The sequence below is a fragment of the Streptomyces sp. NPDC051218 genome, assembly GCF_044455475.1.
Taxonomy (GTDB): Bacteria; Actinomycetota; Actinomycetes; order Streptomycetales; family Streptomycetaceae; genus Streptomyces.
Window position 1 is genome coordinate 426,266 of the sequence record NZ_JBITEU010000007.1, and the last position, 16,164, is coordinate 442,429.

Below are 16,164 nucleotides of genomic sequence, written 5' to 3' on the forward strand. Positions count from 1 at the left end.
GCCGGGTTACCCGTTGGCTGCGGCGAGTTGGGCGTGACCCTCGTCGACGTCGGACAGCCAACCGCCTCGCCGCGGGGTAGCCACCGCCGCGTGGTTCAACGCTCCTCCAGCGACCGCTCCGCCGCCGCCCGCCCCGTCGCCACGCACGCGGCGACACCCACTCCCTCGTACAGCGCCCCGCACACCTCGACCCCGGGCAGCCTGCTGATCGCGTCCCGGATCGCGGCCACGCGGTCGGCGTGCCCGACCTCGTACTGCGGAAGACCCTGCGGCCAGCGGGTGACCCTCGACTCCAGTGGTTCGCCCAACGGGCCCAGCGCGTGGGCCAGTTCCCGCTGCGCCAGGCCGATCAGGCGCCGGTCGTCGAGGCCGATGAGGTGCTCCTCGCCCACCCGGCCCACCGAAGCGCGCAGGATGAGCTTCGTTGGGGCATCGGCGCCCTGCCAGGGCCACTTGTGGGAGAGGATCGTTGCCGCCTTGATGGTCCGGCCGTCCACCGGGGGTACGAGGAAGCCGTTCAGGCCCGGCGAGGGACCGCCCTGCCGTGGCCGGGCGAACGCCATGGTGATCACGGCCGATCCGGCATGGCGGACCCCGTCGAGTTCGGCCTGCGCGGCCGGGGAGTGCGGGCCGAGCAGCGTGGCCGCCGCGTGCGCGGGCAGCGCGATGATGACCGCATCGGCGTCCAGCGTCGTCGGGCCCTGGCCGGTGGCCGCGTGCACGCGCCAGCCCCCGCCCGGTACGCGTTCCAGGGCGAGGGCGGTGCTGTGCGTGAGGACGCGGGCGCCGCTCGCCGCGGCCACCGCGCGGGGCAGCCTGCCGGTGCCGCCCACGATGCCGCGGACCACGCTCGGCCGGGGGCCCGTGGACGGCGGCCGGCTCTCCCGGCGGCGGCGCAGGCCGGCGAGCAGCGAGTCGCCCGACGCGGCTGCCGGGGCGAGGAACGGCATGGCCGAGCGCAGGGAGAGCCGGTCGGTGCGGCCCGCGTAGATCCCGCCGAGGAGCGGTTCCACGAGGCGGTCCACCGCTTCCCGGCCGATCCTGGGGACCAGGTAACCGGCGATGCTGATGTCCGTCCCCTCGGCCAGGGCGGGGCTCGCGGGGATCGCCTCCTCCTGGGCGAGCCGGGCGAGGCCCTCGGGGGACAGCAGCCCGGTGCCGTCGAGGGCGGCCGGGTCCGCGGGGATGCCCATCACGTGCCCTGCGGGCAGCGGGCGCAGGGCGTCGCGGGTCCAGAAGGTGACGGGGGCGGGCGCCGGGTCGCACAGGCTCTCCCCGAGGCCGACCTCCTCGGCGAGCCGTACGGCCTCGGGGCGCAGCGCCATGATCGACTCCGCGCCCTCGTCGACGGGGGTCCCGGCCAGGACACTGGTACGCAGCTTGCCGCCCACGCGGTCGCTCGCCTCCAGGACGGTGACCTCGGCCTGGCCGCGCAGCTCCCAGGCCGCGGCGAGACCGCTGATGCCTCCACCGATGACGATCACAGAACGCACGTGGACTCCTTGCCGGGGGCCTCGGGGGCGTCGGGAGTGTGAGCGGAGCCCGGTCCATCCACTTCGCCCGGCTCGTACGCGCACCAGGGGTCCTCGGCCAGGTAATCGCCGGTGACCGCGTACGCCCGCGAGCGCGAACCGCCGCACAGGGACCGGTACGCGCAGCGCCCGCACTTGCCGCGCAGGAGCCCGGGGTCGCGCAGCTCGGTGAAGAGCGGGGAGTGGCGGTAGATGTCGGTCAGCGGGCGGTGCTTGGTGTTGCCCGCCGACAGTGGCAGGAATCCGCTCGGTGTGACCTCGCCCGTGTGGGACACGAAGACGAAGCCGCGCCCCGACGAGACATCCATCGGCGGCCTGCGCACCGCACGCCGCTCCCCGTCGAAGAGCCCGAGCGCGGCGGCACGCGCCGTGAGGCGTGCGTGCAGCTCACCGGTGGCCGGCGTCCCGCCCCGCTCGGCCAGGGCGGTCCGCTGCAGCACGACGCGACGGAAGTGGTGCCCCTCGGTGGTCTTCGTGGCCATGAACGCCCCGCAGTCATAGAGGAAGTGCAGGACGTCCTCGGTCTCGGCGGCGCTGAGCGAGGCGAGGTCGGCGCCGCGCCCGGTGGGCACCAGGAGGAAACCGGACCACAGCATCGCCCCCTCCCGGCGGACGAGGGCGGCGATGTCGGCCAGGTCGTCGAGGCTGTGCCGCGACACGGTGGTGTTGATCTGCACCTTCAGGCCGAGCTCGCGCGCCGTCCGCCAGCCCCGCAGTGTGAGGTCGAAGACCCCGTCCACGCGCCGGAAGGCGTCGTGCCGCGCGGCGCTGGAGGCGTCCACGCTGAGCGAGAGCGCGACGGCGCCCGCGTCGCGCACCGCCGTCAGGTTCTCCCGGGTGAGGGTGGGCGTGCCGGACGGCGACACGGCGACGCGTAGGCCCAACTCCGTACCGAACGAAATCAGTTCACTCAGGTCCGGCCGCTGGAACGGATCGCCCCCGGTGATGACGAACAGCGGGTGGGGGCGCCCGAAGGAGGCGATCTGGTCCATCAGGGCGCGCGCCTGCGCCCCGTCCAACTCGTGCGGGCTGCGGCGGGTGTTGGCCTCGGCCCGGCAGTGCAGGCAGGCCAGCGGGCAGGCTCGCGTCGCTTCCCAGATGACGAGGAAGGGGCGGTCGGCCACCGCGTGCCGTGGCGTACGGACGAGCCGCGTAGCGGGAGGCGCCACCGCCCGCTGGTGATGAGCGATCGTCATCGGACCCGCTCCCAGCCGCGCCGCTCCGGGCGCGGGGTGAGCCGCTTCGGGTCGCGGCTGCGGTAGACGACGAAGGGCCGGAACACGTACCGCACCGGGGCGCTGAACATGTGCACCAGGCGTGAGTACGGAATGAGCGCGAAGAGCGTGAAGCCGAACAGGATGTGCAGCTTGAAGGCGAGCGGCGCGCCCGCCATCAGCTGGTAGTCGGGCGAGAAGGTGAACAGCGAACGGAAGCACGGTGAGATGCCCTCACGGTAGTTGTAACCGTCCGTCGCTCCGGTCGAGTTGAGGATGGTGGCCAGGAGCCCGAGCACGATCGCGCCGAGCAGGAAGGTGTACATCAGGTGGTCGCTGCGCAGGGTGGCCCGGCGCACGGCGGGCACGGTCAGGCGGCGGTGGAGGAGGATCCCGACCCCGGCGACGGCCGCGGCGCCCGCCACGGCCCCGGTGCCGACCGCCACCAGGTGGTACGTGTGGTCGCTGACGCCGACCGCGTCGGTCCACCTCTGCGGGACCAACAGGCCTACGACATGGCCGAGTACGACGAACAGCATCCCGAAGTGGAACAGCGGCGAGCCGATGCGCAGCAGCCGCGACTCGTGCAGCTGCGATGAGTGGCTGGTCCGGCCGAACCGATCGTAGCGTGCGCGCCAGACGGTGCCGGAGATCAGCAGCGCGATCGAGACGTAGGGCAGGACGCCCCACAGGAGCAGGTCGGTCATGCCGACGGCCTTTCGGAGATTCCGTGCGCGTCGAGGATTCCGTGCGCGGCGGAAGGGGTGGGCCACGGCAGGTCGATTACGGCGCCGAAGGGCTCCAGGGGCGAGCCGATGCCGACGAGTTCCTGCGGCGGCCCCTTGCGTGCCATCGCCTTGGCCTCCTCCCGGGTGCGTGGGGAAGGGCCGGGCAGCGTCGTGCAGAGGGCTTCGAGTACGGCCGCGTAGGGGGTGTCCGCCGCGGCGACGGCGAGGCGCAGCAGTTCGAGGCCGACCCGGTGCTCCTCGAGCAGCTCCGTGCCCGCCTCCGGGCGGCGAACCGCGAAGTCCAGGACGACGGGCAGGAAGTCGGGCAGCTCCTCGTCCTCGTACGGCAGGCCGTGGTCGCGGTGGATCTGCTTGACGCGTACGAGGGACATGCCGCGCCGGCGGGTGTCGCCGTCCGCCCACCAAGTCAGGTACAGGCAGCGGCGGTTACGGGTGTCGAAGGTGGACGTGTAGTGCGCGCACAGGTCGAGCGGCTCGGTGGCCGCGACGTGGTCGAGGAACCCGGCGAGCAGCACGGCGGCCTGGGGCGTCGCCTCGTCGAGTGCCGCGCGCAGGGCGGGCAGGTCGGCGTAGAGCCGCGTCTCGGGGTATTCCAGGCACCGCCCGACGATCAGCCGCGTGACGTCGTCGGCGGTGACCGGCGCGGTCACGGATGCCACGGCGGGCGCGCTCATGTGGTCCTCCGGGTGGCCCCGAGGTTGAGCAGGACGCGCGCGGGGGCCCCGGCGGCATCGGGCAGCCCGGCGACCGGGCAGGCCGCCTGCTCCTGAGCCTCCGACCCCGTAGCCACCGGGTCCCCGGCGTCCTGGAACGGATGCGCCTGCGCCAGCGCGTCCGCGTCCGCCCGCGCCGCGCTCGGCACCACAAAGCGGTCCTCCAGCTTGGCCACGGCGAGCAGCCGGAACATGTCCCGCATCTCGACCCCCGTCAGGCCGACCGCCTGTGCTATGCCCTCATCGGGCTCCTCGCCGAGGTTGATCCGCCGCATGTAGGCACGCATGGCGGCCATCCGGTGCAGCACGGCGTCGACGACATCCGTGTCCCCGGCGGCGAGGATGCCCGCCAGATACTCCACCGGGATGCGCATCGCGTCGATCGCCCCGAAGAGGTTGCCCGCGTCCTCGCCGTCGCTCCCGGTCGCGGCGACGGCGTCGACCACGGGGGAGAGCGGCGGCACGTACCAGACCATCGGCATCGTGCGGTACTCCGGGTGCAGCGGCAGCGCGACCTGATAGGTGGCGATGAGGTCGTACACGGGGGAGCGGCGGGCCGCCGCCAGCCACTCGTCGGTGATGCCGGACGCGCGCGCGGCAGCCTGCACGGCCGGGTCGTGCGGGTCGAGGAAGCAGTCCAACTGGCTGGGATACAGGTCGTGTTCGTCCTCGACGGCGGCGGCATCGCCGACCTTGTCCGCGTCGTAGAGCATCACCCCGAGGTAGCGCATCCGGCCCACGCAGGTCTCGGAGCACACCGTGGGCATGCCGACCTCGACGCGCGGGAAGCAGAAGGTGCACTTCTCGGCCTTGCCGGTGGCGTGGTTGAAGTAGACCTTCTTGTACGGGCAGCCGCTGACGCACATCCGCCAGCCCCGGCAGGTGTCCTGGTCGACCAGGACGATGCCGTCCTCCGAGCGCTTGTACATCGCGCCGGACGGGCACGCGGACACGCAGGCGGGGTTGAGGCAGTGCTCGCAGATGCGCGGCAGGTAGAACATGAAGGACTGCTCGAACTCAAAGCGGATCTTCTCGCCCACCTCGTCGCGGATCTTCTCCACGATGGGGTCGCGCGGCCCGTGCTCGGGCGCGCCGCCCAGGTTGTCGTCCCAGTTCGGGCCCCATTCGATCTTCTCCATGGGGGCGCCGGTGACCTGCGAGACGGGCCGGGCGGTGGGCAGGTCGTCGCCCGCCGGTGCCTCGGTGAGGTTCTTGTACTCGTAACTCCACGGCTGGTAGTAGTCGTCGAGACCCGGCAGGTCCGGGTTGGCGAAGATGGTGCCCAGGCGCTTGGCGCGGTTGCCGGAGCGCAGCCGCAGCTTGCCGGAGCGGGTGCGCTCCCAGCCGCCCTTCCACTTCTCCTGATCCTCCCAGCGGCGCGGGTAGCCCTGGCCGGGGAGGGTCTCGACGTTGTTGAACCAGACGTACTCGGTGCCCTGGCGGTTGGTCCACGTCTGCTTGCAGGTGACCGAGCAGGTGTGGCATCCGATGCACTTGTCGAGGTTCATCACCATCGCGACCTGTGCCATCACTCGTCTACTGGTGACTCCGTCACGGGGCATCAGTACGTCACCTCCTGGTTGCGGCGGCGGATGACCGTCACCTCGTCGCGCTGGTTCCCGGTCGGGCCCAGGTAGTTGAACGCCCAGGTCAACTGGGCGTAGCCGCCGATGAGATGGGTGGGTTTGAGCATCACGCGGGTGAGCGAGTTGTGGATGCCGCCGCGCCTGCCGGTCTTCTCGGTGCGCGGGACGCCGACGGTGCGCTCCTGGGCGTGGTTCATGTAGACCGTGCCGGGCGGCATCTTGTGCGAGACGATCGCGCGGGCGGTGACGACGCCGTTGCGGTTGACCGCCTCGATCCAGTCGTTGTCGGCCACGCCGATCGACTGGGCGTCCTGCGGGGACATCCAGATGGTCTGGCCGCCCCGGCCCAGCGACATCATGTACAGGTTGTCCTGGTACATGGAGTGCACGGCCCACTTGTTGTGCGGGGTGAGGTAGCGCACGGCCACCGTCTTCTCGTCGACCCGACCCAACTGCGGCTCCCCGTACAGGCGGTGCATGTTCAATGGCGGCTTGTAGACGGGCAGCGCCTCGCCGACCTCGTGGATCCAGTCGTGGTCCAGGAAGAAGTGCTGGCGTCCGGTGAGCGTGTGCCAGGGCTTGAGGTGCTCGGTGTTGACGGTGAACGCGGTGTAGCGCCGCCCGCCGGACTCGCTGCCCGACCACTCGGGCGAGGTGATGACGGGCACCGGGCGGGCCTGGGTGTCGGCGAAGGTGACGCGCTTTCCCTCGGCCTCCGCGGCCAGATGGGCCATGCGGGTGCCGACCTTCTTCTCCAGGGTCTCGAATCCCTGGGTGGCGAGGCGGCCGTTGGAGGTGCCGGACAGCGAAAGGACCGCCTCGCAGGCACGCTGCGCGGTGTCGATACGGGGCCGTCCATCGGCCACGCCGCCCCGTACCGTCCCGTTCTTCGCCCCGAGATACTCGACTTCCTCGCTCACGTCGAAGGTGATGGCCTTGGTGGTGACACCGAGGGTGTCGATCAGCGGGCCGAGTGCGGCGAACTTCTCGCCGACGGCGCCGTAGTCGCGCTCCACGACCGTCAGGTTGTACATGGTGCGTCCCGGCACCGGCTCGCACTCGCCCTTCGACCAGTCGAGCGCGACCCCACCGGGCTGCGCCATCTCCCCGCCGGGAGTGTCGTGTTGGAGCGCGGTCGCCACCACGTCCTTGCGTACGCCCAGGTGCTCGGCGGCCAGGTCGCCGAACCGGCGGGCCAGCGTGAGGAACGCGTCGAAGTCGGAGCGCGCCTGCCAGGGCGGGTCGACGGCCGGGGTGAAGGCGTGCAGGAAGGGGTGCATGTCCGTGGAGGACAGGTCGTGCTTCTCGTACCAGGTGGCGGCCGGGAACACGACGTCGGCGAGCAGCGTCGTGGACGTCATCCGGAAGTCCATGGCGAGCAGCAGATCGAGCTTGCCCTCGACGTCCTGCTGATGCCAGGTGACATCGCGCGGCGCGCAACGCGGCCCGTCGTCGGGCAAGTTGGAGTGGGTGCCGAGCAGATGCTTGAGGAAGTACTCGTTGCCCTTGGAGCTCGAGCCGAGCAGATTGGCCCGCCACACGGTGAGGACGCGCGGCCAGTTGCCGGGTGCGTCGGGGTCCTCGCCCGCGAACTTCAGCTTCCCCGACTTGAGTTCGTCGACGGTGTGCTGGACGGGGTCGTCCGCGCCGCCGAGATCCAGGGGGTTACGGTCGAAGGTGGGGTACGACGGCATCCAGCCCATACGGGCGGACGCGGCCAGGCAGTCGGCGCCGCTCATGCCCTCGAAGTGCCCGTCGGCCAGGGGGGAGGAGAGGGACTCGGTGGGCAGGGTGTCGTAGCGCCACTGGTCGGTGTGCAGATAGAACCAGCCCGCGCCGATCATGTGCCGGGGCGGCCGCGCCCAGTCGGCGCCACTTGCCAGGGTGGCCCAGCCTGTGACCGGGCGGCACTTCTCCTGGCCGACGTAGTGGCCCCAGCCGCCGCCGTTGCGGCCCTGGCAGCCGGTGAGGGTGAGCAGGGCCAGGAACGCGCGGTAGATCGTCTCGGAGTGGAACCAGTGGTTGGTCCCCGCCCCCATCAGGATCATGCACCGGCCCTTGGACTGCTCGGCCGTCTGCCCGAACTCCCGTGCCACGCGCGCCGCTTGAGCCGCGGGGACGGAGGTCAGCGTCTCCTGCCAGGCAGGAGTGCCCGGCTCCGACGCGTCGTCGTACGAGGTGGGCCACTGACCCGGCAGGCCCTGACGCCCGACGCCGTACTGCGCGAGCATCAGGTCGAAGACGGTGGTGACGAGGTGCCCGCCGATCCGCCGGACCGGCACGCCGCGCCGCATGGTGGTGTCCGCGTCCTCCTCGAAGCGGGGCAGCACGATCTCGGCGGTGTCACCTCCCGCCTCGCCGTGCAGGGTGAGGCGCGGAACGGTGTCGCCGAGGTCGAGATTCCACTCGGGAGTCTCGTTGCTGCCCCAGCGGTGGCCGAGGGTGCCGTTCGGGACGACGGGGTCGCCGGTCGCGTCGTCGACCAGGACGGTCTTCCACCGCGCGTTCTCGGTGGCCTCGCCGAGGTCGGACGCGTTCAGGAACTTGTGCGGGACGAGCCCCTGTTCGGTGTCCCGCAGGGTGACCAGGAACGGCAGGTCGGTGTATTGGCGCACGTAATCCGTGAAGAACGGCGTCTGCCGGTCGACGAAGAATTCCTTGAGGATGACGTGGCCCATCGCGAGGGCGAGCGCACCGTCCGTCCCGGGGTGCGGATGCATCCATTCGTCGGCGAATTTGGTGTTGTCCGCGAAATCGGGGGACACGGTGACGACTTTCTGCCCGCGATAACGCGCCTCCGCCATCCAGTGCGCGTCGGGAGTGCGCGTCACGGGGACGTTCGAGCCCCACATCATCAGATACGCGGCGTCCCACCAGTCACCCGACTCCGGTACGTCGGTCTGGTCGCCGAAGACCTGCGGGGATGCGACCGGCAGGTCCGCGTACCAGTCGTAGAAGGAGAGCATCGGGGCGCCGATGAGGGAGTGGAAGCGGGCCCCCGCCGCGTGCGAGGCCATGGACATCGCGGGGATGGGGGAGAAGCCCGCCACCCGGTCGGGACCGTGCTCCTTGATCGTGTGTACGTGCGCCGCGGCAACGATCTCCACCGACTCCTCCCAGCTCGCCCGGACGAGGCCGCCCTTGCCGCGCGCCTGCTGGTAGGTGCGCCTGCGCGCCGGGTCGCGCTGGATGTCGGCCCAGGCGAGGACGGGGTCCTTCAGGCGTTTCTTCGCCTCGCGGTACATCGTCAGGAGGGTGCCGCGCACGTACGGGTGGCGCACCCGCGTCGGCAAATAGCTGTACCAGGAGAAGGAGGCGCCGCGGGGGCAGCCGCGCGGCTCGTACTCGGGGCGGTCGGGACCGACCGAGGGGTAGTCCGTGGCCTGGGTCTCCCAGGTGATGATCCCGTCCTTGACGAAGACCTTCCAGCGGCAGGAGCCGGTGCAGTTCACGCCGTGGGTGGAGTGCACGACCTTGTCGTGGCTCCAGCGCTCCCGGTAGAAGACCTCTCCGTCGCGCCCGCCGGTGTGGTGCACCGACCGCAGGTCCTCGGAAACGTCGGCACGGCCGAAATACCGTCCGGCCTTGAGCAGCGTCTCCGCGGCTCCGCGCTGATTGTGCCGCAACTTGACCCTCCGAATGGGAGAAACTCCGGCCCGGACTTGCCGACAACTCGCCGGGAAATTCGCTGGCCTGACCAGACTCTATGCCCGCTGAGCAGGCAGAACCCGGGGACTTAAGTCCCAGTAGGCAGTGACCTAATTCCGCAATTCCGGCTCCATGCACGTGACATGGTGGAACTCAGGGCCAAATCGCGCGGAGAAAGGGGCTTTTGGCCCGCCGCTCGCTGTTCGCTGCTCGCCGGCAGTCGCTGTTCGCTGCTCGTCGGCGGTCGCTCGCCGCGCCGGCGGCCGCTCCTGGGAAGGTCTGTCACTCATGCACAGCAGGGCGCACGCTGTCACGCACGGCGGAGTGCGGGCCGACCTCCCGCACGGCAGGGCGCAGTCTCCCGCGCAGGGGAGCAGGGCGCCCGCTCCCGCCGGGGGTGGGAGCACGACACTCGCTCCCACCCCCGGGAGCAGGGCACGCGTCCGCTCCAAGTGGGTCCCCGACCAGCACGGCGCCTGGGCGATGCTGGCCGTCCCCTTCGCGGCGGGCACCTTCCTGGGCGAGCCGACCTGGCTGCACCTGCCGCTCTTCGTGTGCTGGCTCGTCGCCTACGCCACGGCCTTCCACCTCCAGCAGCACATCCGGCTGACCCGCTGCTCCCGCAACCCCCGCGCCGCCGAGCGGCACGTCCGGCCGTTCCTCGTCTTCGCCACCGTGCTCATCCTCCTGGGCACACCGCTCCTCGTCTGGCGGCCCTGGCTGGTCGTGGCGGTCGCCGCCGCGCTGCCGTTCGTCGCGGTGAACACCTTCTACGCGCTGCGCAACCGGGAGCGGGCGCTGGTCAACGGCCTGGTCGCGATCGTGCCCGCGTGCGCCATGCTGCTGGTCGCGCTGCGGATCGGTGGCGGTGCGCCGGGCGGGGGAGTGGGACCCTCGCTGGGCGAGGGAGTGGGACCCTTCATCGCTTGCCTCCTCTACTTCGGTGGCACGGTCCTCTACGTCAAGTCCATGATCCGCGAGCGCCGCAACCGCCGGTTCCTGTTCGCCTCGGTCGCCTACCACTGCGCGGCCCTGACCGCCGCGACGCTGCTCGACCCCCTGCTCGCGGTGCTGTTCGCCCTGTGCCTGCTGCGGGCGGCGCTGCTGCCGGGCCGGGGGCTGCGCATCCGCACGGTGGGCCTGATCGAGCTGGCCCTGTCGGCGGTCCTGCTGGTGACGCTGCTCGCGCTGTGACGGCTGGGTGGGGCCCTGGGGCCTGGGGCCACTGGACCGGGGGCGAATCCCCGGACCCGGGCGAAACCCTGCCATGACAGGGCCAGCTGGGGTCCAAGGGCCCTCCTTTCCGGGTCCTTCGGCGCGGTTGCGACGGTCCGCGGTGGCGCAGACTGGGCCTCGGGCGAACCTACGGTTCCGTAGGTTCCGGAGCCCGAGCAGCGAGGTTGAGCGCGATGCCGAAGACCGTTGTCACACCGAAGCCCGCCCTGCGCAGGATCGCCGCGGGCGGCGCCCCGCCCCAGATCATCCAGGGCGGCATGGGCGTCGGCGTATCCGACTGGCAGCTCGCCCGCGCGGTCTCCCGCGCCGGTCAGCTCGGGGTCGTCTCCGGCACGGCGCTCGACGCGGTGCTCGCCCGCCGTCTCCAGCTCGGCGACCCGGGCGGCGACGTGCGGCGCGCCCTCGCGGCCTTCCCCGTACCGGAGTTGGCGTCCGCGGTCATCGACCGCTTCTACGTCGAAGGCGGCATAGGCGAGCACGAACGCTTCCGTACGGTGCCGATGCTGCGGGCCGAGCGCGGCCGGCCCGCGGAGCTGCTGACCGTGCTCGGCAACTTCGTCGAGGTGTGGCTGGCAAAGGAGGGCTACGGGGACGGGGCGGGCCCGGTGGGCATCAACTACCTGGGCAAGGTCGAACTGGGCCTAGCCCCGGCCATGTTCGGGGCGGTCCTCGCGGGCGTCGACTGCGTCCTGGTCGGCGCGGGTGTCCCCGGCCACGTCCCGGACCTTGCCTCACGTCTGGCCCGCGCGGAACCGGTGACGGTCGCCGTCACGGTGGAAGGCGACGAGGAGCCGTACGCCCACCGCTTCGACCCGAGGGCCACGTTGACGGTCGGTGACGCCGACCCGGTGGAGGAGGGCGGCTGCGGCGGGGGCGGCGGATCCGGCTCGGGTGACTGCGCGTGCGGGGGCGGCGATTCCGGTTCCGGTTCCGTCGAAGGGAAGCGCCGGGTGCAGGACGTGACGATCGACGGACTCCACGCGACCGCATCCTCAACTCAACACTCAACAGCAGGAGTTAAGGCATCGCAGGCGATGGCGGGCCTGCGCCGCCCGGACGTCCTCGCCATCGTCTCGCTGCCCGTGCTCGCCTCGTATCTCGCCAGGGACGAGGTGACCCGGCCCGACGGCTTCGTCATCGAGACCCATGGCGCGGGCGGGCACAGTGCACCCCCGCGCGGCAGGCTGAGCCTGGACCCGGACGGCGATCCGGTCTACGGCCCCCGCGACCACCCCGACCTGGCCAAGATGGCCGCGCTCGGCATCCCCTTCTGGCTGGCCGGCGGCGCCGCCCACCCCGACCGGCTAGCGGTGGCGCGGGCGGCCGGGGCCGCGGGGGTGCAGATCGGCAGCGCGTTCGCGCTCAGTGAGGACTCCGGCCTCGACCCGGAGCTGCGCAGGGAGCTGAGGGAGCGGGCCCACGCCGGAGCCCTCACGGTGCGCAACGACCCGCTGGCCTCGCCGACCGGCTTCCCCTTCAAGGTCGCGAAGCTGCCGGGCACTCTCGCCGACCCCGATGTCCTCGCGGGACGCCGCCGGGTCTGCGACCTCGGATATCTCCGTACGCCCTACCGCACCCCCAAGGGGACCATCGGCTACCGCTGCCCCGCCGAACCCGAGGCGGCCTACCGGCGCAAGGGCGGCGATCCATCCGCCACCGAGGGCCGCCTGTGCCTGTGCAACGGCCTGCTGGCCACGATCGGCCTCGCCCAACGCCGCCCCCACGGCACGATCGAACCCCTCATCGCGACCCTCGGCCAAGACCTCACGTTCCTCACACCCCTGAGCCCGAACGGCGCACCCTACGGCGCGGCCGACGTGGTGCGATGGCTGCTGCCCCGGCAAGAGCCGGCCGCCCAACCTTTCCGTTGATCTCGTACATACACTGTGGCAGAGGGGCGGCCCCCATTGTGCTCTGCGCTGGCGGGTGCCGGGCGCCAGTCAGTTCTCGGTGCGGTAGGCCGCCACCGTGTGGTCGAAATCCGTGAGGGCGACGCAGACACACCCGTCGCTGAACACGACCTGGACGGATCTCGGCCGTGCGTCCCGCATGATCGACGCTCGATGCCACCATCCAGCAGCCAGGTGCTGGCCGCGGAGCTGCTGCCGCGCAGGATCCGCGTCAACAGTGTGGCCCCCGGCTACTTCGACACACCGCGCAAGGATCGGCGCGGGCGCGGGTACCTGAGATCGAACGGGCGGTCGACGTGGCCGACAGTCCGGTGGGGCTGTCGGCGGCACTGGGGCTAAGCTGACCTTGGCGGCGGCACCGAGAGAGCCTTGGCGAAGGCTCCAGAACGGCGCTCGGACCTACCGCAGGCCCACGCACGCAGCCTAGGAGCGGCAGGGGACGATCAATCCGAGCGCGCTGCGACCTTGCCGTCCAACCAATGGAACAGCAGACGGTCTTCGCCTGATATGACGGGGGGGCCGTCCCTGACCACGGCCAGGGGCGGCCCGCCAAGAATGGCCGCGGTCAGGCCTTATGCCGGCCCTGGCTCTCCTTGATGACCTTCTCCGTCACGTCGGCGGTGTCCGAGGAAGCGGGCGCGTCGACGTCGACGTTCGTGCCGAAGTCGCTGAAGTCCATGACGACCTTGACCTTGTCCTTGCCCGCGGATCCCTTTCCGTTCTTGGCGGACATCTCTAGTTGCATACGGCGGGTAAGGCCCTTGTCATCGACCCATATGTTCACCGGCACGGAGTCGCCCAGCTGCTCACGCATCTTGTCCGCCTCTTTCTGATCCCCCTGGGCGAGTTTGTCGATGTCGAGCGGGACCCGGTAATGCGTGGTCTGCACACCCCCGATCTCCTCCTCGCCGACCTGCTTCGCACCCTTGTCGGACAGCGACTTGGAGTAGGCGAAGGAATCGGAGGGATCGCTGGCCTGATCGGTGTCTGCCACCCCGGAGGCCTGCAGTCTCTCCAGGTCGATCTTCAACCAGGTCTTGCCGCCGGGCAGTTGGGCCTCTCCCTTGGGAGGCTTCTGATAGAGGACCTTGTCCACGACGCGCTGCTCGACCTTCTTGCCCTGCTGCCCCATGGTGAGCTTGCTCGTGCCGTCCCCGAAGTCCATGACGCCGGAGCCGGTGACCGCCTCGCTCTTGCCGTTCGTACTGACCATCGTGGAGATCTTCAGCCGGGCGGAACCGGCGTCCGCGGTCTTCTCGTTCGTCGCCTGCAGTACCTGCGACGGGGACTTCTCGCCGCCTTTGGCCCCCTCGGTCTTCTTCCCGGAACCGGAACCGGTGTCATCACCCGACCCCTCCGACCCACAGCCCGTCAGCACCGTAGCGGCCAGCAGCCCTGCCACCCCGAAGGCTGCTGTCTTCGAACGCCGCATCCTCGAAACACGCATGTTCCATACCCTCCCCAGCTGAAAATGACCTACGTCAGGTACGCCTCCGAATGCCCCGAAGATCCCCCCACATTCCCACTGATCCCTGTACGCCACCTGAGGTACCGCCCGTCCACCACCGCACTCGCAGGCCCGTGACGCCGAGGAAGCGACGCAGGAGCGTACTGCAACGGTCCTGGCCGGATGGGTGGGCAGTTTCTGGTGATGTGTTGCCGCGGAGTGAACCCATGGGGGTTGGAATCGTCGCAGGCCAGTGGTGAGCCGATGGATCAGGAAGGGTCTGGGTCTCTGCCCGGTCTCTGCCTGATCGGCAGCTCCGGCACCGAGCTCCGCCTCCGCGAGGCCCTCAGGGCCGTCGGTCTGCCCAGCGGCCTCGTTGAGGTCGACGGCCGCCCGCCTCAGCTCGGTGTAGCTTTCGTCGATCTCCCCTGGCACACCAGGTCGGGCGCCGAGTCCCACGACGCCGGGTGGCCGGTGACCCCCGGGGGCTCTGCGGGGCGTCCGTAGAGGTGGTGACCGAGTACCGACGTTCCGTCACGGAACCCGCGAGGAGCATCTGAGTTGAGTCACCCCACCCCCGCAGGGCCCCCGCCGCAACCGTCGCAGGGGGCGTTCAGTGCGATCCCGCAGCAGGAGACTTCCCGGGCCCCATACACGGCGGCGGGCTACGCGTCCTTCCCGTCCGCAGCGCAGAACCCGCCGTTGTACGCCGCCTGGTGGCAGCGCGCGCAGGCGAATCTCCTGGACTGTCTGATCAACTTCGGGCCGATGTGGCTGCTGATAGGCGCGAGCGGGCGTGCAGCTGGTGGGTGAGGGGCGCACCGGGCAGAGCGTGGGCAAGAAGGTCTTCAAGATCAGGGCCATCCGCGCCTACGACGGCCTGGTGCCCGGTATCAGCCTGGCCTTCGCCCGCCGGCTTTTCCAGTTCCTCAACTACGCGGCCTTCTGCCTGGGTTGGCTGTGGGCCATCCGGGGCCCCAAGAAACAGACCTTCGCCGACGCGATCACCGGTGTGGTCGTCGTCCCCGCAGACGCCACCTCTCCCCGACAGTTCACCCCGGAGGGCTGGTAGAAGGGGGAGAACGAACAGCGACCGACCCGCTCCGGCGGGGTCAACACGGTAAGCGGGCCGCTGCGTTGGGGCTCCTCGGCACGCTCGCCGAAGGCGGCCAGCTCGCCACGCGCACGATCGGCCCACATCTGCGCGCCGAGAGGCTCGAACGCGGACACCGCCCCCGCGAGATGGCCGCGGGCTTCGGCTCGTCCACGACGGCGCCGCAGCCATTCGCCGTAGACCAGCTGGGCGCGGGCGTGCTCATCAGCCATCGACACGGTGTGGTCGAGAAGAAACTGATTTCCCGGTCCCCGGTACGCCCGGCAGCCCTGACGACGCCCCGCTGCGAGCAACGCGCGCGTTCTCGAGCAGACGCTGAACCCGCGCCTGCTCGACGTCCCTCCCCACCAGCGACATGCGCCCCCTAGTCCGCAGTTGCGAACGGGGGCGATTGAGGAGCACGGGGTGTCTGTGTGTGCCGCGCCAGTGAGGTTGCACAGGCCCAGGCACACCACCCGGCGCGCCCGCCGCGGGTCCGGACCTGCCGTGTGGTCAGATCACTTGGCTGCCGGCGGCGTCACCGCCCGGGTCGTCGGCCAGGACAATGGTGGTCTGGATGCGTTTGCCGACCGGCTCGCGGTGGACCGCGAAGCTACGGCACATCGCCATGACGAGCTCCAGCCCGTGCTGACCGATGCGTGTGGGGTCGGGTCCCATGATCAGGGGCAGCGTGGTGCTGCTGTCCCACACCGTCACCTCCACGGCCGCCCCTTCGTTGATCTCCAGCGTCAGTAGACACGGTCCAGGGGCATACCGATGGACGTTGGTAACCAGCTCGCTCACCACCAGCTGGACCGTGCCCATTGCCCGCTCCGATACCGGCAGTCCGTGCACAGCCTGAACCGACGCCAAGAAGGCACGGGCCATGTCTCGAGCGGCTGCGATCTCCGCGCTGCCCTCGAACGCGGCGGAAACAGCCAGCGAGCGGCTTGCGAGCAGCTGTTGGCCCTCGTCGTACCCAACCAGGTCCATACAGACCGCCTCACGTTCACAGCGGAGTCGAATTCACATCTTC

At 70.7% G+C, this 16,164-nt stretch carries 12 protein-coding genes; 4 read left to right on the forward strand and 8 right to left on the reverse strand.

The features are described from left to right. Window positions 1-95: 95 nt before the first annotated feature. The 6 genes from hemG to ACIBCK_RS23250 are packed head-to-tail and all read right to left on the reverse strand — an operon-like array spanning window position 96 to window position 9,420. A complete protein-coding gene (gene hemG / locus ACIBCK_RS23225) occupies window positions 96-1,493 on the reverse strand; it encodes a protoporphyrinogen oxidase (protein ID WP_399393044.1) in 1,398 nt (465 codons plus the stop codon). Continuing rightward, a complete protein-coding gene (locus ACIBCK_RS23230; protein ID WP_399393046.1) occupies window positions 1,481-2,728 on the reverse strand; it encodes a TIGR04053 family radical SAM/SPASM domain-containing protein in 1,248 nt (415 codons plus the stop codon). Before ACIBCK_RS23230 ends, hemG begins: the two co-directional genes overlap by 13 nt. Then, the gene (gene narI / locus ACIBCK_RS23235; protein WP_399393048.1) at window positions 2,725-3,453 is read right to left on the reverse strand and encodes a respiratory nitrate reductase subunit gamma; all 729 of its coding nucleotides are present in this window, start codon (window positions 3,451-3,453) and stop codon (window positions 2,725-2,727) included. The genes ACIBCK_RS23230 and narI overlap by 4 nt, the downstream gene beginning before the upstream one ends. After that, window positions 3,450-4,169 carry a nitrate reductase molybdenum cofactor assembly chaperone gene (gene narJ, locus ACIBCK_RS23240; protein ID WP_399393049.1) on the reverse strand — a complete coding sequence of 240 codons (720 nt, stop codon included), beginning with the start codon at window positions 4,167-4,169 and terminating at the stop codon, window positions 3,450-3,452. Before narJ ends, narI begins: the two co-directional genes overlap by 4 nt. Then, complete coding sequence (narH, locus tag ACIBCK_RS23245; protein ID WP_399393051.1) at window positions 4,166-5,770, reverse strand: nitrate reductase subunit beta; 1,605 nt, start codon at window positions 5,768-5,770, stop codon at window positions 4,166-4,168. The genes narJ and narH overlap by 4 nt, the downstream gene beginning before the upstream one ends. Further along, window positions 5,770-9,420: a nitrate reductase subunit alpha gene (locus ACIBCK_RS23250; RefSeq protein ID WP_399393052.1), complete on the reverse strand. Its 3,651-nt coding sequence runs from the start codon at window positions 9,418-9,420 to the stop codon at window positions 5,770-5,772. The genes narH and ACIBCK_RS23250 overlap by 1 nt, the downstream gene beginning before the upstream one ends. A 310-nt stretch (window positions 9,421-9,730) precedes the next feature. On the opposite strand from ACIBCK_RS23250, the gene ACIBCK_RS23255 reads away from it, so the two are divergent. Further along, window positions 9,731-10,636, forward strand: coding sequence for a YwiC-like family protein (locus ACIBCK_RS23255; RefSeq protein WP_399393055.1), 906 nt, complete (start codon window positions 9,731-9,733; stop codon window positions 10,634-10,636). Window positions 10,637-10,851: 215 nt separating this feature from the next. Further along, window positions 10,852-12,549: a hypothetical protein gene (locus ACIBCK_RS23260; protein WP_399393057.1), complete on the forward strand. Its 1,698-nt coding sequence runs from the start codon at window positions 10,852-10,854 to the stop codon at window positions 12,547-12,549. A 604-nt stretch (window positions 12,550-13,153) separates the two neighbouring features. Here ACIBCK_RS23260 and ACIBCK_RS23265 read toward each other — a convergent pair. After that, window positions 13,154-14,035 (reverse strand): hypothetical protein, encoded by an 882-nt coding sequence (locus ACIBCK_RS23265; protein ID WP_399393058.1) that lies wholly within the window; start codon window positions 14,033-14,035, stop codon window positions 13,154-13,156. 561 nt (window positions 14,036-14,596) lie between these two features. Here ACIBCK_RS23265 and ACIBCK_RS23270 point away from each other — a divergent pair. Together ACIBCK_RS23270 and ACIBCK_RS23275 are read left to right on the forward strand one after the other, a co-directional pair. Next, window positions 14,597-14,848, forward strand: a complete 252-nt coding sequence (locus ACIBCK_RS23270) for a hypothetical protein (protein WP_399393060.1) — start codon at window positions 14,597-14,599, stop codon at window positions 14,846-14,848. Continuing rightward, window positions 14,832-15,107 carry an RDD family protein gene (locus ACIBCK_RS23275; protein ID WP_399393061.1) on the forward strand — a complete coding sequence of 92 codons (276 nt, stop codon included), beginning with the start codon at window positions 14,832-14,834 and terminating at the stop codon, window positions 15,105-15,107. Before ACIBCK_RS23270 ends, ACIBCK_RS23275 begins: the two co-directional genes overlap by 17 nt. 534 nt (window positions 15,108-15,641) lie before the next feature. Here the strand turns inward: ACIBCK_RS23275 and ACIBCK_RS23280 are convergent. Beyond that, window positions 15,642-16,121 carry an ATP-binding protein gene (locus ACIBCK_RS23280; RefSeq protein ID WP_399393062.1) on the reverse strand — a complete coding sequence of 160 codons (480 nt, stop codon included), beginning with the start codon at window positions 16,119-16,121 and terminating at the stop codon, window positions 15,642-15,644. Window positions 16,122-16,164 lie beyond the last annotated feature (43 nt).